Raw genomic sequence first — 18,603 nt, forward strand, 5'->3', positions numbered from 1 at the left:
TGCGAAAGATCCCTACTTGTCCAGCTCCACCTTCGGGCATCCCGCCCCGTCGAGCGTGACGGTTCCGGAGAGCCCCTGTTCGGCGAGCTGCCGTTCGATGTCGGCGATCACGTCGGCGTCGGTCATTCCCGGCGTGCGGCGCACCTCGATCCGGACGCATGTCGGATCCGTCCCACTCTCCGTTTCGCAACGAATCTCAGGGATTCCCGGATTCCCTTCTGCAGAGGCGCGGACGCAGATCCGCGCGCGTCCATCTTCCCTTGAAACGTCAACCTCCGCGCCGATCGCTCCCTTCATCTCCTTTGCGATCTCCGCGACCGCCTCCGCCCCGGGAGTCATTCCCGAGAGCGTGAAGGCTACGTCGTGCCCGACCGTCTTCTCGTACGAGATGGGAACGAACAAGAGGACGGCGGCGATCGCGCAGCCGGCAAGGCCGGTGGCGAGCCGCGGTCGATCGATAATCCCCCGCGTGAGCTTCATGACCACACCTCTCTTCTTTCGGTTCGCGATCCACTCGATCCAAGACGTCGATGTTTCCGAGAAGGACGGCAGGTCGCGACGGCTCGCCGCGCGAAGCGCCTCGATGTCCACGGAGTAGGCTTCCTTCCGTCCGACGTCTGTTCCTTCATACCGGACTCTTTCATCCATCGTTCGTCTCCAGTGGAGGGAGGCATTCGGTTGCGTGCCAGGTCGGCCTCGCCGAATCGCCTCGCGCCGCCGTGCCCGTCGCGGGCTTTCTCTTTCGCCGCACGGGCCCTGCACCTTCCTCGTGAAACCCGAGCCTCTCGTAGAACCGGCGGAGCTTCTCGCGACCGCGCGCGATCCGAGACTTCACCGCCGGCACGGAGGCTCGTTGGAGAACCGCGATCTCTTCGACCGGAAAGTCCTCGAGCTCGAAGAGAACAACGGCCTCGCGTGGGAGCGCGGGCAGCCGCGCGAGGGCTCCCGAAACCCGCCGCGCCCGCCGCCGAACGGACCGCTGTTGGGAGGGTTCACGAGTGCCGATGATCTGGAGTGGAGGCCGAGCATGTCTTCTCTGCCATCTCACGTGCAAGTTTTTTCGCACAAACGCGTTGTGGGGATCCCGCGGCGGCTCGGCGATCCCTGCCGGCGGGCACGCGGATTGCGGACCTGCCGGGGAGAGGGGTGACCGTGAGGCGGAAGAAGACATCCCAGCGCCTCTTGGAGATGATCCAGGGGCCGGAGGTTCGCGCGGCGCTCCCGCTCGCCGTGCGGACGTTTGCGCTCGTCGCGGTCGGCATCGTGTCCGCCAGAGGTTTCCTCGCCGTCTTTCGCCGGGTTCTCGTCTCGCTTCTCGGGTCGGGTCTTCCCTAAGCGCAGTCCGCTAGAAGCTTCTCTGTTGGTTTTTCGGCCGGCAACGTGAGACGCCCTCTTGCGCCGGGCGCACGTCATGCCGCCGGTTCGGCAGGGCCGGGCGTGCTCCCGACCGCGCCGTCGACGGATGGACGCCGAGCCGTGTCCCCTCCTATTGGTCGCACGCCGATTCCCAAGAAGCCTTGGTTGCTCCATCCACCGGTTCCGCTTATGTTCCGTGCGAGTGAATCGGCAAGTGCGGTCATACGTACCGATGTCCGCTTCAACCAAACGATAGGAAGCGGCTCGTTGCGGAAAGGAGAAACAGGATGGCCAGGATCGCGTTCAAGGGACAGCCGGTCGAGACGATCGGCACTCTGCCGAAGGTGGGGAGCGCGGCTCCCGATTTCAAGCTCGTGAAGACCGACCTCTCGGAGGCGTCGCTCGGCGACTTTGCGGGGAAGCGCGTCGTGCTCAACATCTTTCCGAGCCTCGACACGCCGGTCTGCGCAACGTCGGTCCGGCGTTTCAACCAGGAGGCCGGGAAGCTCGCGAACACGGTCGTGCTCTGCGCGTCGATGGACCTCCCGTTCGCGCACGGGCGTTTCTGCACGACCGAAGGACTGAAGGACGTGCGCGGCGTCTCGGACTTCCGCTCCGGTTCCTTGGGCAAGAACTACGGCGTGCGAATCACCAGCGGACCGCTTGCGGGACTTCTCTCTCGCGCGGTCGTGGTGATCGACGAGAAGGGGAAGGTCGCCCACACCGAGCAGGTGCCGGACATCGTCCAGGAGCCGAACTATGACGCGGCGCTCGCGGCGCTCTCGGGTTGATTCTCTCCCGGACTTCCCGGCGGTGTTCCCGCGGAATGCCTTGATCGGCGGGGTGGCCCCCTCCATCCCGCCGATGAGTCCGTTTCCGAGAAGACCGCAACCACTTGTTGCGCAATAGAATACGACACGCGCCCCTCTCGCGCCTTCGGCCCGCGCGGGCACCCGGTTCCAACCTGTACCCTCCGCCTCGTCGGTTGCGGAGCCCACGCACGCCGGCCTTGAGTGAAGAGAGGCGGTTGCGGTACAATAAGCCTCGAAGCTCGCTCCCTTCCCGCCGTGTTCCGGACAAAGGCCCGCCCGGGGCCGAAAGGAGATCGTGGTGCGACTTGCCACCGTTCTCGCGACCGCTCTTCTTGCGCTCTCCGTTCTTGCCGCGCAAGCGGGGACCATCCACCCGATGCTTGAGGCGCGAATGGATGTTCTCCGCGACGGAGAGCCGATCAGCGTTCTCGTTCACATGACCGAACAGGCGCCGATCGCCGAGCTGAACCAGCACCTCAAGACCGAGCGGTCGACGATGGCCGAGAGGCATCGGCGCGTGATCGAGGCGCTCAAGACCGCCGCCAAGAGCCAAGAGCCGCTCGCCGCGCAGCTCGAGTCCTCGAAGGGAATCGGCGGCGTGGTCGGCTACACGCCCTACTGGATCTCGAACCTCTTCGTCGTGTACGCCACGAAGGACGCCATCTACGAGATCGCTGCGCGAAGCGACGTGGACTTCGTGGAGCCGAACTTCACCGTGAGCCTGATCAAGCCGGTGGGGACTCCGGAGCTCGGCTCGAGCGAGGAAACGCCGGCTCTGCGCGGGATCGGCGTCCCCCCGGGGATCCGGGCCGTGCGCGCGGATCAAGTTTGGTACGAGCTCGGCGTCAACGGAAGCGGGCGCCTCATCGGCAGCCTCGACACGGGCGTCGACGGCAACCACCCCGCCCTCGCGAGCCGCTGGCGCGGAACGCACGCGCGGTGGCAGGAGTGCTGGTTCGACGTGCTCGGCTCGGGCGGGACAACGTTCCCTACGGACACGCACAGCCACGGAACGCACACGACCGGGACGATGACCGGGATGGCGCCGGACGACACGATCGGGGTCGCGTGGGGCGCCGAGTGGATCGCCTGCAACGCGATCAACCAGGGGGTCGGGAGCGAGTTCGACAACGACATCATCAAGGCGTTCCAGTGGTTCGCCGACCCGGACAGCAATCCGAACACGATCGACGACGTTCCCGACGTCGTGCAGAACTCGTGGGGGATCAACGAGGGGTTCCCGGGCGGCTACACCGACTGCGATTCCCGCTGGTGGGCGGTGATCGACAACTGCGAAGCGGCGGGAGTGGCGACGATCTGGTCCGCCGGCAACGAGGGATCGGGCGCGCAGACCCTTCGCTCGCCCGCCGACCGCGCGACCACGCTGACCAACGCTTTCTCGGTCGGCGCGGTGAACGCGACGAACTACTCGTGGCCGTATCCGATCGCGGGCTTCTCGAGCCGCGGGCCGACCGGTTGCACCGTCCCCGCCGATCGCAAGATCAAGCCGGAGGTCGTGGCGCCCGGCGTCAGCGTCTACTCGTCGGTTCCGGGCGGCGGCTACCAGCAGAGCGGATGGGACGGGACCTCGATGTCGGGGCCGCACGTCGCGGGAACCATCGCGTTGATGCGCCAGGCGAACCCGAACCTTGACGTCGATACGATGAAGATGATCCTTATGCAGACCGCAAGGGACGAGGGGACCGCGGGCGAGGACAACACGTACGGGCACGGGTTCATCGACGCGTATGCGGCCGTTCTCGCCGCGGTGGAAGGATACGGGCGGATCGAGGGGGTCGTGACGAACGGAAGCTACGGCAACGGTCCGCTTCCGGGCGCCGAGGTCGTGCTCGATGGGACCGGCTACCGCTGGCTGACCGCGGCGAACGGCTCCTACGGCGGCTTCGCGGAGGAGGGAACCTACACGGCCCGGGCGTCCCTCGCGGGGTTCGCTCCGCTTGAGATCCTCGTCGAGATCGTTTCCAACGACACCACGGTTCAGAACTTCGCTCTGACCGACATCGCGGGCCCCGCGATCACCGAGGTCTCCGAGCCGTTCGCGACCACCGACGAAACGGGACCCTACGCGATCGGCGCGAACGTCGAAGACTACAGCACCGTGGCCTCGGCGAGCCTCTTCTATCGGGTGGCCGGCGGTTCGTGGGTCGAGGTTCCGATGACGCGCGGCCGCGCGCTCTACGAGGGATCGATTCCCGGCGCACCCGCGAACACCCAGATCGATTACTACGTGTGGGCGGAGGACGGCATCGGGCTCTCTTCCGTGAACCCGTCCGGAGCGCCGGCGGCCTTCTACTCGCTCTTCATCACCGAAACGATGTACGCGCACAACGCGGAAGATCCGGGCGACGCGAACTGGATGCTCGGAATGCCGGGGGACGCGGCGACCACCGGGATCTGGGTGCGCGTCGACCCGAACGGAACGTCGTACAACAGCGTGCCGATGCAGCCCGAGGACGACCACACGCCGGCGCCGGGCGTGAAGTGCTTCGTCACAGGACAGGGGAGCGTGGGAGGCGGCGCGGGAGATGCGGACGTCGACAACGGCTGCACGACCCTTCGGAGCCCGATCTTCGACCTCAGCGACGCGAGCATGGCGTTCGTGCGCTACTGGCGATGGTACGCCGAGGGAGGGAACTCCACCGACGACCAGTTCGCCGTGGACGTCTCCGACGACGGCGGCACGACGTGGGTCCCGCTCGAGCGCGTCCCGTCGATCGCGAACACGTGGACGGAGGTAGCGGCGAACGTTTCCGACTTCGTGGATCTCACGCATCAGGTGGTCTTCCGGTTCGTGGCGTGCGATCTCAACACGCAAGGGCTCACCGAGGCGGCGATCGACGACTTCGCCGTCGAGACCTTCCAGGCGATCGACACGGACGTCGCGGCCGCGGCGGACGGAATCCGCGCGACCGAGCTTTTCGCGAGCCGTCCGAACCCGTTCCGCGCGGGAGGCGAGGTCTCGATCCGGTTCCAGCTTCCCCGCGCCGAGAATGTCGAGGTGAAGATCTACGACCTCAGCGGGCGCGTCGTTACGACGCTCGCCGAGGGGCGTTTCGCCGCGGGCGAACACCGTCTCGCTTGGGACGGGCGCGACGCGGACGGCAAGGAAGTCGCTTCAGGTGTGTACTTCTATCGCATGAAGAGCGACACGCGGACGGAGAGCCGCCGCCTGACGATCCTGCGGTAGACGATCGCCCGAGCGGAAGAGACGACGCCCGGCCGGAACCCCTTTCCGGCCGGGCTTTCGTTCACCCCAAGCCGATCGAAGCGCGTCGGGTGTTCTCCTCGCAGGGGTGCGGGGCGAGTGCGTGAACCCGCGAGTTTCCCTACCGACGGCTCGCCGAACGGGCGCGGGCCTCTTCGTGAAGCCACTCGTTCAGGGCGCCCGCGACATCGCCGAAGCGGGTGAGCTTCGCTTTCGCCTTCTTCTTCGTCAGCTCCGCGTGAAGGCCGTCGTCGACGAACGCGAGGATGCGGCAGATGCACGACTCGCCGTCGACGAGGCGCCAAGGGAACGCGCCGATCACGGCGCGCCGGTTCAGAAGAAGATCGATGTCGCCGCCGAGGCACTCGGCGTGAACGATCCCGTGATTGAACAGCTCGAGGTGCATGAGCTGGTACTTCGAGTCGTCGAAGAAGTCGTCGAGCGGCTTGCCGTGCTTCTTCCGAAAATGCGTGTCCGCCTCTTTCGCCTGCCGCGGCATCCAGTTCCGGATGATCGTGTTCATCGGGTGGTCGGCGCTCCCGCAGTCGACGCCGAGCCAGCGGAGCTTCTTCGCACGGCACCATTCGGCGAACTCCCGGTCCGGACCCGGGTGCTTCACCATGTAACGGATCTCATCCGCCGCCGGCTGGTCCCATCCGAAGTGGTGGTAACCGGTGTGGATGACGAGGATGTCCCCCTCGCGCACCTCGACCCGCTCCTCGACCATGCGCGAGGTGTAGACGTCGTAGTCTCCCGCCGCGTCGGAAAGATCGACGACGACCCCTTCATGCATCAGGTAATCGAGATCGAGCGAGGCGATGTCCTTCCCCGGCGTGTGGAAGTGGATCTCGCCGTCGAGGTGCGTGCCGACGTGGTTCGAGTGGGTGAGGATCTGGCCGTTCGCTCCGTTCGGCGCGAGACGCTTGAAGTACTTCATTTGAAGCGGCTCGTAGGTGGGCCACGCGGGCGTGCCGATCCCGAGCGGGATGGAGAGATCGATGGGGCGCATCAGGACCTCCTTGTTTCTTCTCTTCGCGCCGCGCAATGCTCGGCGAACGCGAGGAGGGCGTCGTGAAAGCACTTCCAAGGCGGGCGCACGAGCCCCGCGCCGACCTGCCCGATGCCCGGTTCCCGGTGGGCGATGCCCGTGTTGATCGTCGGGAGGAGGTTTCGTTCCTCGACCTTTCGAATGTCGATGCCGACCGGCGTTCCCGCGAAGCCGAGCGCGGGGATCGCGAAGGCGCCGTTCGCGCCGATCGCGATTCGGCGCATCGCGCGCGTCGTTTGAAGAGCGTCTTCGGCCGATCCGCCGACGAACTGAACGATCGCCGGAGCGGCCGCCATCGCGAAGCCGCCGAACCCCGCCGTCTCGGTGATCGAGGAATCGCCGATGTCCGCGTTCGCGTCCCCCTCTCCGAAGCCGGGGAAGTAGAGGCCGCGGACCGTCTCGGCGGGCGCGGTGAACCAGCGCCCGGGCATCGAGGCGAGCCGGATCCCAAAGTCGGTTCCGTTCCTCGCCATCACCGAGACCATCGACGACAGCGTTTCCCCCTCCGCCGCGAGGAGCATGCACTTCGCCGCCGGCATCGAAAGGTTCAGGAAGAAATGATCGTTTCCGTGGATGAACGCGAGGGCGCGCGCGGCTCTCTCCCGGTCCGCGGCCGCGCGCACGATCGCGGGGGCAAGCTCCCGGAAGAGAAGCGAGGTGGCGGCGCGGTTCCGGTTGTGTCCCTCGTCCCCCATCTGGAGGGCTTGCGCGAGGAGAGCCTTGAGGTCGATCGGACCGCGCGCGGCGAGCGCGTCCGCGAGAAGCGGCGCGAGATCGTCGGATAGATATCGCAGCCGCGCGATCACATCCTCGGAGAACGCGCCGTAGCGGAGGACCTTCCCGAGCCCCTCGTTCAGCGTGGAGAAGGCGCGGTTTCCGCGGCCCGCTCCTTCCCCGTCCTCGACGATCCAGACCGGCATCGACGGCGTGACGAGACCGGCCATCGGTCCGACCGCTCGGTGTTCGTGGCACGGCTCGAAGCGAACGCCTCCCGCCGCGGCGATCCTCTCCGCTTCTGCCGCGCTCTTCGCTCGGCGCTCGAAGAGGAGGCCGCCGATCACCGCGCCCCGCATCGGGCCGCACATCCGCTCCCACGCGACGGGCGGACCGGCATGAAGAAAGAGATCGTCGGCCATGCCGGGGATCGTCTCTCTCGCGACGCCGATCCCGACGAGGCGGGGGCGGCTTTCGAGAAGACGCGCGAGCGCGCGTTCGTTCGCCGCGTCGATCGCGGGGCCGAGGGGTTCGGAGAGAAGCGCGCGGAGAGCGGCGATGCGCGCGGCGTCGCCTCCGGCGGGGGGGAGGAAGGGGACCCGCGCGACCCTCGCGCCGGACGCCTCGGGCGCGCGCGCGACGCTGTCGATCCCGAGATGGACGACCTCGATCGGACCGGCAAGAAGCGCGCGCGACGCGGCACGATCGTTCATGGGCGCCCGCCTCCTTGCAGAAGCTCCGCGGCCGCGCGGGCCGCGCGCGCCGCGCTCGCCGCAACGAGAACGCCGGCTTCGCGGAGAACCCTCTCCTGACGGTCTCGGTCCTGCGGATCGTCCGCCGCGCCGGCGACCGAAGAGACGATCTCGAGTCGCGCTCCCTTTCTCGCGGCGCGCGCCTTCTCGATCGCCGCGGCGATCTCCGGAGCCGGATCCGGATGCGCTCCGTCGCCGAGAACGAGATCGAGAAGAAGAAGGCCGATCGACGGATCGGCTCCCGCGCTTCGGATGAGATCGCAGCGGACGGTCGGGTCGATCATCGGGTGCGGCTTCCCGATCGTGTAGAAGTCTTCCCCGAGGTCGACGAGGAGATGCTCCGTCCCCTCGATCGGCCGCCCCGCGGGGAGCGGATGATTCGGCGTCCTCGCCTCGATTCCGCGGAGGGCGAGCGCGTGCTTCGCCTCCGCCGCAAGGGACCCGCCGCCGAAGAGCCCGAGAAGCCGCCCGCGGACCGGGTCCTTCTCCCGAAGAGCCGCTTCGAGCGATCGGTCCGATTCCTCGAGGAAGGCGCTTGCGTCCGCCGCGCGAGACGCATACGCCGCCGCCGCGGCCGCCGCTTCGTCGATCGAGCCCGCGTACACCACTCCTTCCTCGGGAGGCCGCCCTGCTTCTCCGAGGAGGCGGACGATGCACGGCTTCCCGATCCCGGCGAGAAGACCGTGAAGGCGCCTGGCGACCTCGAGGTCCGGGTTCTTCGCGATGAGAAGAATGACCTCGGTCGCCGCGTCCTCCGCGAGAAGGCGGAGGCCGAGCTCCGCGGTGCGTCCGTTCACCGCCCTCGAGAGATCGCGCCCTCCGGTTCCGATCGCGTGCGAGATCCCGACCCCCATCCGGTCGAGGAGACAACTCGCCTCCTGGATGCCGGTCCCGGACGCGCCGACGATGCCGATCGGACCTCGGCGCACGCGGTTCGCGAACCCGAGACCGACGCGCGCGAGGATCGCGGTCCCGCAGTCGGGTCCCATGAGAAGAAGCCCGAGGCGCCGCGCGCGATCCTTGAGCTCAATTTCATCCTCGAGCGAAACATTGTCGCTGAAAAGAAAGACGTGGCGTTTCTCGTCGAGCGCGCGGTGCGCGACGAACGCCGCGTACGCGCCCGGCACCGCGATCGACACGAGGTTTGCGGCCGGCCGATCGGCGAGCGCCTCGGAGAGGCTCCCCGGAGCGGCCTCTCCCACGGGCGTCGCCGCCTCGGAGGCTTCCCCTCGGAGCGTCGCGTCGAGCGCCTCCTCCGCCGCCTCGAGGTCCGTCTCCCGTTCGCCCCGAAGCGCGGCGACGAGGTCGAGCGGCGTGATCTCCGCCTCTCGGCCCAAGCGGAAACCCGCGCGCGCAAGAAGATCGATGTTCATCGGCGTCCCCATCAGAACCTCGGCCTCGCGGATGCCGGGAATGGACTTCAAGGCATGCGCCGCCGCCATGAGCCGCGCGGAGTCGTGATAGGCCCCCTTCCGGATCAGCACGCGCTCGGTCATGCGGCACTCTCTTGATGATCGAAGGATCGCGCGAGCCCGAGCGCTCCGTCGATGAGATCGGCGCCGGTGCGGGCGCCGATCGCGGCGAGGCGAAGGGATCGCGCGGCGACCTCGGAAAGGGGCGCGCGCGGATCCCCGAGGATCGAGACGAAGGCGATCAGCGCCTCGGGAAAGCGGCGGCCCGATGCGTGGAGAAGCATCTCGCGGGCGACGGGGGTCGTGTGCCCGCGGGGAACGCGCCCGAGCGCGCCGAGGTAGGTGGAGACCGCCTCGCGAGCGATCCGGCCGCCGCGCGAGAGATGAAGAGCCGCCGCCGCGAGCCCGACGAGACGGTCGTCTCCGCTCGGCGTGAGGCCGGGGCCGAGGCCGGAGAGGGCGAGGATGCGGCCTCGATACGCCTCTTCGCTCACGCATCCCCCGAGGAGCCGCGCGGCGATCTCCTCTTCCGCCGCCGGTTCCGGGAACGGAGCGGAAGGCGGGGGAAAGAACTCGACATGAGCACGAAGCGCCTCGCGGGAAAGGGCGATCTTCTTCTCGGGAAGCTCGAGCGAAATCCCGGGGCCGCGAAGGAGAAGAGCGCGCGCGCCTTCGGCATCGGCGATCCGAAGCGTTCTCTTTCGAAAGGAGACGGTCGATCCCTCGCGGGGGAGCGGAACCCCACGGGGAAGCGCGGCCGAGAGCGGAACAAGATCCTTGAGGGATGAAAGAAAAGTGAGCGCGGGGCCCTCCCGATCGTCCGGCCGGAGAACCGCGGCGTGCGCGAAGACCCGCTCCACCCGCCCGCGCCACTCGCTCGTCCTTCTCGCGAGGGCGGCGTCGAATCGGTCGACGACATGCGGCGGCGATCTCACCCGCCCTTTTCCTTCCTCTTGAGGGCGGCCCGCACTTTCTCCGCCGTGATCGGGAGATCGAGGATCCGGATCCCGCAAGCGTCGAAGAGCGCGTTCGCGACCGCGGCGGGTGTCGGGATCATCGTGTGCTCGCCGATCCCGCGCGCGCCGAGAGGCCCGTCCGCTTGCGGCGTCTCGACGAAATCCAGCCGGATCTCGCGGGGGAGGTCCTCAGTCGTCGGGATCTTGTAGTCCACGAGAGATGCGTTCGCGACGCGGCCGCTCGCCGGATCGACGACGAGTTCCTCCATCATGCCGGTGCCGAGCCCCTGCACGACGCCTCCGTAGAGCTGTCCCGCGATCATCGCGGGATGGATCACGCGCCCCACGTCGTAGCACGCGGCCACGCGGTCCACCGTGTATTCTCCCGTTTCCGGATCCACGGTCACATCCACCGCTTGCGCGCCGAACGTCCACTTCGCGACCGGCTTCGGGCTCTGGCTCGTCTCCGGATCCAGATGGATCAACCCTTCTGGTATGAATGATCCGGCGGCCGCGACCGGCCCTCCGATCGTGTGCCCGTCCGGGAACTGGTATCCCATCGCGAGCTTCGTGATCGGGATCGAGCGGCCGCTCTTCGCGTGGACGACGTTCTCCTCCTCGACTGCGAGCTCCGAGGCGGGGACGCCGAGCGTCTCAGCGGCGGTCGCGAAGAGCTGATCGCGAATCTTCTCCGCGGCGCGGAAGATCGCGTTCCCCGTCGCCCACGATTGCCTCGAGGCGACGGTCTGCCAATCGTACGGGAAGGAATCGGTGTCCGGGTTGCCGCGCACGCGAACCTTCTCGATCGGCATGTTCATCGCTTCGGCGGCGAACTGGGCCGCGACGGTCTTGAGGCCCTGTCCGATGTCGATCCCGGAGATCAGAACCTCGAGAGTTCCGTCCTCCGCGTACTTGAGAAGAACCGACGAGGCGGCGTCGTTCGGCATCGCCGGGGCCTTCACCGCGCAGGCGATCCCCTTCCCCCGGTTCGGAGAGCGGGGGCGGTTCTCGCGCATCCCGATCATCTCGGCGACCCGGCGGATGCACTCGTCCACGCGCCCGGCCTCTTCGCCGAGCACCTCGCCGGTGACGGTCGACTTGCCGGGTCCGAGGCAGTTCAAGAGGCGGAAATCCGCCGGATCCATGCCGATCTCGCGGGCGACGATGTCCATCTGCTGCTCGAGAGCCCAATGAATCTCCTGCATCCCAAACCCGCGGTACGCGCTTCCGACCGGACGGTTCGTGTAGACGCCGATCGAATCGCCCTCTACGTTCGGGAACTCGTACGCGCCGCCGCAGGTGTACCCCGCGGCACGCACGATGTTCACGCCGTAGCCGCCGTAGGCTCCGCAATCCCAAAGATAGTGCATCTTTTGGGCTTGAACCTTTCCGCTCCGGTCGATCCCGGTCGTCAACGTGGCGGTGAGTCCTTGGCGGACGACGGTCCCGTAGAACTCCTCCGGTCGGTCGATGAGAAGCCGCACCCAGCGGCCTCTCGCCTTCATCGCGAGCGCGACCGCGATCGGCTCGATGCCGATGCCGGCCTTCCCGCCGAACCCGCCGCCGACCGCGGGAACGCGGACGGAGATGTCCCCGTGCGGCATCGAGAAGCAGGCGGCGAGGAGGTGTCGGACCGTGAAGGGGCTCTGCGCCGACGTGTGGACTTCGATCCTTCCCGAGAGGTCCGCGCGGGCGACCGCGACGTGAGTCTCGAGCGCGACATGCTGCACCTGCGGCACCGCGAACGTGTTCTCGAACACACAGGCGCACTTCGCCAGCGCTCTCCGGTAGTCCCCTTTCCGCACCTTGAGATGGTTGCAGATGTTCGTGCCGCCTCGGGGACGGATCCAGGGGACGCACTCGTACGCGCCGAGGTCCGGGTGGACGAGCGGCGCGTCCGGTCCGATTCCGGCGACCGCGTCGAAGTTCGCGGGGAGCGGCTCGTAGTCGACCTCGACGAGAGCGGCCGCCTCGCGAGCGGCCTCGGGTGTCTCCGCCGCCACGGCGGCGATCGAGTCCCCTACATGACGCGCTCGGTCGATCGCGAAAATCGTTTGATCCTTGAGATAAATCCCGGTGTGGAAGGGGAACTCGCGTCCCGTCGCGACGGCCCGCACGCCGGGAACGCGCTCCGCCTTCTCCGTCCGCACGCCGAGGACCCGCGCGTGCGCGTGCGGGGATCGGACCACGTGCGCGTGCAGCATGCGCGGGAACTTGAGGTCGGCCGTGTAGCGCGCGCTCCCGGTCACCTTCTCCAACCCGTCGACGCGCGGAACGTCCTTTCCGACCCAGCGGGGCGCGCTCATCCCGTCTTCTCCTCCGGCGCGCGGGCGGCCTCGCCGCGCATCGCGGCGGCCGCGGCGAGGACCGCGTCGATGATCTGCCGGTATCCGGTGCAGCGGCAGAGGTTCCCGGAAAGCGCGGATCGAATCTCCGCCTCGGTCGGGCTCGGGTTCTCGCGGAGGAGCGCGAGCCCGGCGAGAATCATGCCGGGGGTGCAGAAGCCGCATTGCACGGCGGTATGCGCGAGGAACGCCGACTGGAGCGGATGGAGGCGCGAGGCGTCCCCGATCCCCTCGATCGTCGTCACCGAGCAGCCGTCCGCCTCGACGGCGAGCATGAGACAGCTGTTCACCGGCTTGTCGTCGACGAGGACGATGCAGGAACCGCATTCCCCCTCGCCGCACCCCTCCTTCGCGCCGGTCAGGTCGAGCGTGTCCCGAAGAAAGGAGAGGAGCGTTTGGTTCGAGGGAACCGTCCGGCTTTCCTCGAGACCATTGACCCGCAAAGTGATCGTGTGCTCCGTCATTTCGTTCGCCGGTCGAGCGCGGCGGCCCCGCGCCTCACGAGAACGCCCACCATCTCGCGCCGATACGCGGCGGTTCCCCGAAGATCGGTGATCGGGCGGCACGCCTCGCGCGCGATCTCGGCCGCCCGAGGCGCGGCGGCGGCTCCGTTTCGGTCGAGACAGGCCTCCGCCTCGGGAACGCGGAGCGGCGTCGGCGCGACCGAGGCGAGCGCCACGCGATGGCGTCCCGGATCTTCTCCGTTCGAGCGCGCGACGAGCACGCCGACGGTCGCGAGGTCCATGCCGCGCCGGCGCGACAAACGGAAGTAGGCTCCGCGCCATCCCGACGCCGCGAGAGGGAGAACGACCTCCGTGACGAGCTCGCCCGGAAGGAGGGAGGTCTCGCCGGGTCCCGTGAAGAAATCCGCGATCCGGATCGCGCGCGATCCGGACGGTCCGCACGCCGCCGCTTCCGCGTCCAAGGCGAGGAGGGCGACCGCCGTGTCCGCCGCCGGCGAGGCGTTGCAGATGTTCCCGATCATCGTCGCTCGGCTCCGGAGAGGCCGCGCGCCCACCCGCGTGCAGCATTCGGCGAGCAAAGGATACCGTTCGCGGACGATCGGATGCTCGGCGATCGCCGCGAGGGGAACCGCCGCCCCGATCGAAAGGTCTCCGTTCGTTCTCTCGCGGATCGCGGAGAGATCGTCGATCCTCTTGATGTCGATGAGAAGCCTCGGCGCGCGCTTCCCGATCCTCATCTGCGTGAGGAGGTCGGTTCCTCCCGCGAGATAGGCGGCGCCGGGGCTCTCCCCCCACCGGGAGACCGCCTCTTCGACGGTCCTGGCGGCCGCGTATTCGAATCGGGAGAGAAGCACGGCGAATCCCCTACGGGCTCGGATCGAAAAGTTGAAGTCCGTAACAATCGCGTCTGACGAGCTCACGGACGAGCCCCGGACGCGCCTCGAGGAGCGCTCCCGTCTTCGGTTTCTCCGTCATGAGCACGCCCACCGCGCGGATCCCGTTCGTGAACTCGACCACGCCGAAGGCGAGGCTCGGCCGGTCGATCCCCTCGGGGAGGGCGTAGATCCTCGTCCACGTGAGGAGCTTGCAAGGGCCGCCGAGCGGGACTTTCTCGAAGTCGGAATACACGGTCGTCGAGGGATCGCGGCGGTTCCGGCACTTCCGGCAGATCATCGGCGCGGGATAGTAGAGCGCGCCGCACTCGGGGCATCGATACGCGTAGACGTTTCGGTCGACGGCGTAGAGCTCGGTCGTGGTCGGCATGGTCTACTCCTTGGCGAGGATCGTCGCGACGACGTTGTTTCCGAAGCCTCCGAAGTTGACTGCGAGACCGTAGCGCGGGTTCTTCACGCGCCGCCCTTCCTCCGCCTCTCCGCGGAGCTGCTTCACGATCTCGTGGATCTGGGAGACGCCGGTCGCGCCGACCGGGTGCCCTTTCGCCTTGAGGCCGCCCGACGTGTTGATCGGGATGCGCCCTCCGATCTCGGTTTCGCCCCGTTCGATCGCCTTCTTCGCTCCGCCCTTCGGGAAGAAACCGACCTCCTCGCTCTCGGCGACCTCGAGGATGAGAAACGCGTCGTGCAGCTCCGCGAAGGAGATCTCCTTCGGACCGATCCCCGCCATCGCGTACGCCCGCTCGGCGGCGAGCCGAACCGCCTTGAGATCGAGAAGGTCGTCCCGATTGAACACGCAATGCGTGTCGGTCGCCTGTCCGATCCCCGCGATGCGGATCGGTCTCTTCTTGAACCGTCCGGCCGTATCCATCGCGGTAAGCACGACCGACGCGGCCCCGTCGGAAACGGGACAAAGGTCATAGAGACGTAAAGGATCCGCCATCACCGGGTTCACGACCTCCCGGTGCGGTCCGTCATAGATCCCGTCGATGCTCGCCGTCTCCTCGATGTGGGCGAAGGGGTTCTTCTCCGCGTTCTGGTGCGCCTTCACCGCGATCATCGCGAGATGCTTTTCCGTAAGGCCGTGCCGTTCCATGTACGCGCGCGTGAACATCCCGCCGTACGCGGGGAGCGTGAGCCCGTAGGGGTACTCCGCGTCCGGATGCGTGAGCGTGGCGACGAAATCGGTCGCCTTCCATCCGGTCGTTTCGCGCATCCGCTCGCCGCCGGTCACGAGGACCGTGTCCGCCATCCCGGCCGCGATCGCGAGATACCCGCACTTGACCGCGGAAGCGCCGGAGGCGGGGCCGTTCTCGATCGTCTCCGCCATCGCCGGCTCGAGGAAGATGCGCGAGACGAGCGCCGAGGCGATCCCGGTCTGGTTGTTGATCGCTCCCGCCCCCATGTTGGCGACGAAGACCTGGTCGATGCCCCCCTCGATGCCCGCGTCCTTGAGCGCCTCGAGAGACGACCAGGCCATGATGTCCACGAGGTCGTAGTCCAAGCGGCCGAACTTCGTGTGTCCGATCCCGGCGATTCCGACCGCCCTCATCGCTTGAACCCCGGAATCTGCGGGTACTCGTCCGGAAGGACGAGCGTGTCCGCGGTGCGAAGAACCTCCGGCGGGACGGGGCGCGTGCCGGCGAGAAGCCGCGTCTTGTACAGGTCGTACAGCTTCCTGGTGAGCGCGTACGACCCGACGCCGCCGAGCTCGTGCTGGAAATCAGGTCTCGGCTCGAGCTGGTACTCGATCATCCACCGCTTGAAGCCGAGGTAGCTCTCCGCGACGATGAAGACCTCTTCCTGATTCAGGACATCCATGTGATGTTCCATCTTGGCGGCGAACATGTGGGCGCCGCAACGAAGGCCCCGATGGATCGTCAGCGTGTGATAGCTCATTCCGCGTTTCTCGTCGATCATCCGTCCGTTCACGAGGCTCGCGATCACGCCGTCGATCGTGCCGACGAGGCAGTACGGATCGAGCGTGCGGTGGAGATACTGGCTCAAGAGCTCGGCGTACATGCGCGCCGCCACGATGTCGTAGAAATCCTTGCGAACGCGGACGAGAGGTTCGATCGCCTCGAGAAGAATTGGGATGTCGTCCCCCTCGGCCTGGCGCACGACGAGAGTCTTGCCGGACGCGAGGACGATCATTTTCGGAGGATAGGGCGGCATCGCCCGCGCGGGCGGCCGGAGCCTCTTCTCGAGTTCGTCCAGGATCATGAACGCTCCTTTCGCGAGAGGGGGCGGGCGCCGGAACCGAGCGGGACGAACGGATCGACGCCCGCCCTATGATCGTAAGACGCGCGCCGTGTTCGGCGCAAGAGGCGTTCGCGTGAACCGTGCTACCGCCGGACGCGAATAGAGACCGAGTCCCGGCCCTTCCATTCGGTTTCGAGAGTCCCCTCGTCGAGGAGAAGCCGGACGAACGTCTTCCTCTGCGGCTCTTTCCAGTACCCGTCGACGATGCGCGAGGCGAGGCGCACGACGCCCCGCGTCTCTCTCGCCTCGAACTCGGTGATCCGAAACGCTCCTTTCCGGTACTCGAGGCTTTCTCCGTCGTCCTCGTAGAGGGTCCCCTTCGCGCGCCCTTCGGCGTCCAGCCGGACGAGGAGCGTGAGCGGATCGAGCGGCTTCTCTCCGGTGTGCTGCATGACGGGACCGATCGGGACGATCGCCCCGCCGCGAATGTAGAGCTCCGGAAGATCGGGATCCTCTTCGCCCGCGGTCTCTTCCCACGGGATCTTCTTCCAGTCGCCGATCGGCATCACGGGCACGCGGTCGCGCTTCGGGGTCGTCCGCGCCGAGACGAGAAGGTCCGCTCCGAGAAGGAACGCGTCGTCCTCGGATCGAAGATCCGGGTCGGAAGGGTCGGCGAAGAAGAGGGGTCTCGCGACCGGAAGCCCGGTGAGCGATGTCTCGCGGAAGACGGTGTAGAGATACGGCATCAAGCGGTAGCGGCGCTCGATCGCCCGCCGGCACGTCGCCTCGGTTTCCGGCCCGAACGACCACGGCTCCTTATCGATGTTCCCCTTCGCGGTGTGTCCCCTCGCGAACGGAAAGAGCGCGCCGATCCCCATCCATCGCGCGAAGAGCGCGGCGTCCCCCGCTTCGGCGAAGCCGCCGATATCCGGCCCGCTGAACGGCTGGCCGGAGAGCCCGAGGTTCAAGACGTTCGGGATCGAGACGTCCAAGTGGTACCAAGTCGCCAGGTTGTCGCCGCTCCACGCCGCCGCGTAACGCTGTCCGCCGAGATGGTTCGCGCGTGAAAGAACGAACGGCCGCTTGTCGGGGCGCGCGAGAAGAGCGCCCTCCCGGGTTGCGCGCGCCATCAGCATGCCGTACGCGTTGTGATAGCGCGCGTGCGTGTCCGCTCCGCCGAGCGCCTCGTCCGCCCGGTGGATGTTCGAGAGGGGCATCGTCTTGTCCCACACGTCGAAGACCGCCGGCTCGTTCATGTCGACCCAAACCCCCCCGATCCCTCGCGCGAGGAAGTCCGCGACGAGATTCGCCCACCAGTCGCGCGCCGCGGGAAGCGTGAAGTCGGGGAAGACGCATTCGCCCGGCCAGACCCGCCCCGTGTACGGGCTTCCGTCCGCGCTCTCCACCCAGAGATTCCTCTCGCTTCCCGTGTCGTACACGCCATACCCGTCTTCCTTCTTGATGCCCGGATCGAGAATCCAGACGGTGTGAAAGCCCCGCGTGCGCAGGTCCTCGTTCAGGCCGAGCGGATCCGGGAAGCGGGTCGGATGAAACGTGAAGGATCGAAAGCCGTCCATGTAGTCGATATCGAGCCAGACCACATCGCACGGGATTTCCTTCTCACGAAACGCGCGCGCGATCTCCCGCACGCGCTCATCCGGAAAATACGAATAGCGGCATTGGTGGTAGCCGAGCGCCCAGAGCGGGGGAAGCGGCATGTGTCCGGTGAGATCGGCGAGCGCGCGCACGACCTCGTCCGGGGATTCGCGGTCGATCGCGAGCACCGCGAACGGCGGACCTTCGGTGATGAAGAGGATGTCCCCCGCGAGGTCGAGATGGCTCCGGTAGGTCGTTTCGAAGAGGAGCCCGAACGCGGTTCCGTCCGCGCGGACCGCGAGCACCCAAGGATGCGATTGATAGAGATGAGGGGTTTCGTCTCCCCATCCGAACGCGTCGTGATTCCAGAGCGTCGTTCTCCGCCCGTTTCGGAGAAGCGGTCCCGGGACCAAGCCGGTCCCATACAGGCTCGTTCCCTCGTCGATCCTCACGCGGACGCCGTTCCGATTGTGAAGATTCTCGAACCGCGGCCGCACCGGGAAGTCCGCAGGCGCGGGCTGGATCTCCGCGAGCGGTTCCCGGAGCGCGATCGACGGCGCGGCGCCCGCCCGCGCTTCCTCCGATTCGTGGAAGCGGACGATTCGTTCTCCGACGAGATAGGCCGCCGGGTCGGCGAGCGCCTCGGACCCGATCGCGAGCGCGAGAATCACGAAGAGGAATCGCAGGGCGAACCTCGGCGCGATCGATTCGGAGCTTCTTTGTTTCTTCCTTCTCATCGTTGGTCCGCTCACCCCTCAGGATCGAGCGCGGCTCCTCGTTCGTCGAAAGGCCCCCGCTCGATCGGTTCGACCCATTGTAACCGAGGA

Annotated in this window: 16 protein-coding genes; 3 read left to right on the plus strand and 13 right to left on the minus strand. The window is 67.4% G+C overall.

Annotated features, from left to right (window positions below; genetic code table 11):
• Positions 1–12: 12 nt before the first annotated feature.
• Both FJY73_02600 and FJY73_02605 read right to left on the minus strand, forming a co-directional pair.
• Positions 13–648 carry a hypothetical protein gene (locus FJY73_02600; GenBank protein ID MBM3319546.1) on the minus strand — a complete coding sequence of 212 codons (636 nt, stop codon included), beginning with the start codon at positions 646–648 and terminating at the stop codon, positions 13–15.
• Positions 641–1,048 carry a hypothetical protein gene (locus FJY73_02605; protein ID MBM3319547.1) on the minus strand — a complete coding sequence of 136 codons (408 nt, stop codon included), beginning with the start codon at positions 1,046–1,048 and terminating at the stop codon, positions 641–643. The genes FJY73_02600 and FJY73_02605 overlap by 8 nt, the downstream gene beginning before the upstream one ends.
• 104 nt (positions 1,049–1,152) lie before the next feature.
• Between FJY73_02605 and FJY73_02610 the strand changes: the two genes are divergently transcribed.
• The 3 genes from FJY73_02610 to FJY73_02620 all read left to right on the plus strand — a co-directional run bounded on the left by FJY73_02610 (position 1,153) and on the right by FJY73_02620 (position 5,376).
• Positions 1,153–1,335, plus strand: coding sequence for a hypothetical protein (locus FJY73_02610; GenBank protein MBM3319548.1), 183 nt, complete (start codon positions 1,153–1,155; stop codon positions 1,333–1,335).
• A gap of 308 nt (positions 1,336–1,643) precedes the next feature.
• On the plus strand, positions 1,644–2,147 hold the full coding sequence (gene tpx, locus FJY73_02615) for a thiol peroxidase (GenBank protein ID MBM3319549.1): 504 nt from the start codon (positions 1,644–1,646) through the stop codon (positions 2,145–2,147).
• A 316-nt stretch (positions 2,148–2,463) separates the two neighbouring features.
• Positions 2,464–5,376, plus strand: coding sequence for a S8 family serine peptidase (locus tag FJY73_02620; GenBank protein MBM3319550.1), 2,913 nt, complete (start codon positions 2,464–2,466; stop codon positions 5,374–5,376).
• A 139-nt stretch (positions 5,377–5,515) separates the two neighbouring features.
• Here the strand turns inward: FJY73_02620 and FJY73_02625 are convergent, their stop codons facing one another.
• The 11 genes from FJY73_02625 to FJY73_02675 all read right to left on the minus strand — a co-directional run bounded on the left by FJY73_02625 (position 5,516) and on the right by FJY73_02675 (position 18,513).
• A complete protein-coding gene (locus tag FJY73_02625; GenBank protein MBM3319551.1) occupies positions 5,516–6,403 on the minus strand; it encodes a cyclase family protein in 888 nt (295 codons plus the stop codon).
• Entirely contained in the window at positions 6,403–7,869 is a 1,467-nt protein-coding gene (locus FJY73_02630) for a DUF1116 domain-containing protein (GenBank protein ID MBM3319552.1), read from the minus strand. Before FJY73_02630 ends, FJY73_02625 begins: the two co-directional genes overlap by 1 nt.
• A complete protein-coding gene (gene fdrA / locus FJY73_02635) occupies positions 7,866–9,404 on the minus strand; it encodes an acyl-CoA synthetase FdrA (protein MBM3319553.1) in 1,539 nt (512 codons plus the stop codon). Before fdrA ends, FJY73_02630 begins: the two co-directional genes overlap by 4 nt.
• Positions 9,401–10,255 (minus strand): DUF2877 domain-containing protein, encoded by an 855-nt coding sequence (locus tag FJY73_02640; protein ID MBM3319554.1) that lies wholly within the window; start codon positions 10,253–10,255, stop codon positions 9,401–9,403. Before FJY73_02640 ends, fdrA begins: the two co-directional genes overlap by 4 nt.
• A complete protein-coding gene (locus FJY73_02645) occupies positions 10,252–12,582 on the minus strand; it encodes a xanthine dehydrogenase family protein molybdopterin-binding subunit (GenBank protein MBM3319555.1) in 2,331 nt (776 codons plus the stop codon). The genes FJY73_02640 and FJY73_02645 overlap by 4 nt, the downstream gene beginning before the upstream one ends.
• Positions 12,579–13,085 carry a (2Fe-2S)-binding protein gene (locus tag FJY73_02650; GenBank protein ID MBM3319556.1) on the minus strand — a complete coding sequence of 169 codons (507 nt, stop codon included), beginning with the start codon at positions 13,083–13,085 and terminating at the stop codon, positions 12,579–12,581. The genes FJY73_02645 and FJY73_02650 overlap by 4 nt, the downstream gene beginning before the upstream one ends.
• Positions 13,082–13,939 (minus strand): xanthine dehydrogenase family protein subunit M, encoded by an 858-nt coding sequence (locus FJY73_02655; GenBank protein MBM3319557.1) that lies wholly within the window; start codon positions 13,937–13,939, stop codon positions 13,082–13,084. Before FJY73_02655 ends, FJY73_02650 begins: the two co-directional genes overlap by 4 nt.
• Positions 13,940–13,949: 10 nt before the next feature.
• Complete coding sequence (locus tag FJY73_02660; GenBank protein ID MBM3319558.1) at positions 13,950–14,348, minus strand: DNA-binding protein; 399 nt, start codon at positions 14,346–14,348, stop codon at positions 13,950–13,952.
• 3 nt (positions 14,349–14,351) lie between these two features.
• Positions 14,352–15,530 (minus strand): acetyl-CoA acetyltransferase, encoded by a 1,179-nt coding sequence (locus tag FJY73_02665; protein MBM3319559.1) that lies wholly within the window; start codon positions 15,528–15,530, stop codon positions 14,352–14,354.
• Positions 15,527–16,201, minus strand: coding sequence for a hypothetical protein (locus FJY73_02670; GenBank protein MBM3319560.1), 675 nt, complete (start codon positions 16,199–16,201; stop codon positions 15,527–15,529). The genes FJY73_02665 and FJY73_02670 overlap by 4 nt, the downstream gene beginning before the upstream one ends.
• A gap of 122 nt (positions 16,202–16,323) precedes the next feature.
• A complete protein-coding gene (locus FJY73_02675) occupies positions 16,324–18,513 on the minus strand; it encodes a DUF5110 domain-containing protein (protein ID MBM3319561.1) in 2,190 nt (729 codons plus the stop codon).
• Positions 18,514–18,603 lie beyond the last annotated feature (90 nt).

The sequence above is a fragment of the Candidatus Eisenbacteria bacterium genome (genome assembly GCA_016867715.1).
GTDB lineage: Bacteria > Orphanbacterota > Orphanbacteria > Orphanbacterales > Orphanbacteraceae > VGIW01.

Excerpts from the sequence above, each read along its gene's own strand:
- FJY73_02600 (MBM3319546.1), bottom strand. The coding sequence starts at position 648 with ATGGATGAAAGAGTCCGGTATGAAGGAACAGACGTCGGACGGAAGGAA.
- FJY73_02675 (MBM3319561.1), bottom strand. The coding sequence starts at position 18,513 with ATGAGAAGGAAGAAACAAAGAAGCTCCGAATCGATCGCGCCGAGGTTC.
- tpx (MBM3319549.1), top strand. The coding sequence starts at position 1,644 with ATGGCCAGGATCGCGTTCAAGGGACAGCCGGTCGAGACGATCGGCACT.
- fdrA (MBM3319553.1), bottom strand. The coding sequence starts at position 9,404 with ATGACCGAGCGCGTGCTGATCCGGAAGGGGGCCTATCACGACTCCGCG.
- FJY73_02650 (MBM3319556.1), bottom strand. The coding sequence starts at position 13,085 with ATGACGGAGCACACGATCACTTTGCGGGTCAATGGTCTCGAGGAAAGC.
- FJY73_02625 (MBM3319551.1), bottom strand. The coding sequence starts at position 6,403 with ATGCGCCCCATCGATCTCTCCATCCCGCTCGGGATCGGCACGCCCGCG.
- FJY73_02670 (MBM3319560.1), bottom strand. The coding sequence starts at position 16,201 with ATGATCCTGGACGAACTCGAGAAGAGGCTCCGGCCGCCCGCGCGGGCG.
- FJY73_02645 (MBM3319555.1), bottom strand. The coding sequence starts at position 12,582 with ATGAGCGCGCCCCGCTGGGTCGGAAAGGACGTTCCGCGCGTCGACGGG.
- FJY73_02665 (MBM3319559.1), bottom strand. The coding sequence starts at position 15,530 with ATGAGGGCGGTCGGAATCGCCGGGATCGGACACACGAAGTTCGGCCGC.
- FJY73_02660 (MBM3319558.1), bottom strand. The coding sequence starts at position 14,348 with ATGCCGACCACGACCGAGCTCTACGCCGTCGACCGAAACGTCTACGCG.
- FJY73_02630 (MBM3319552.1), bottom strand. The coding sequence starts at position 7,869 with ATGAACGATCGTGCCGCGTCGCGCGCGCTTCTTGCCGGTCCGATCGAG.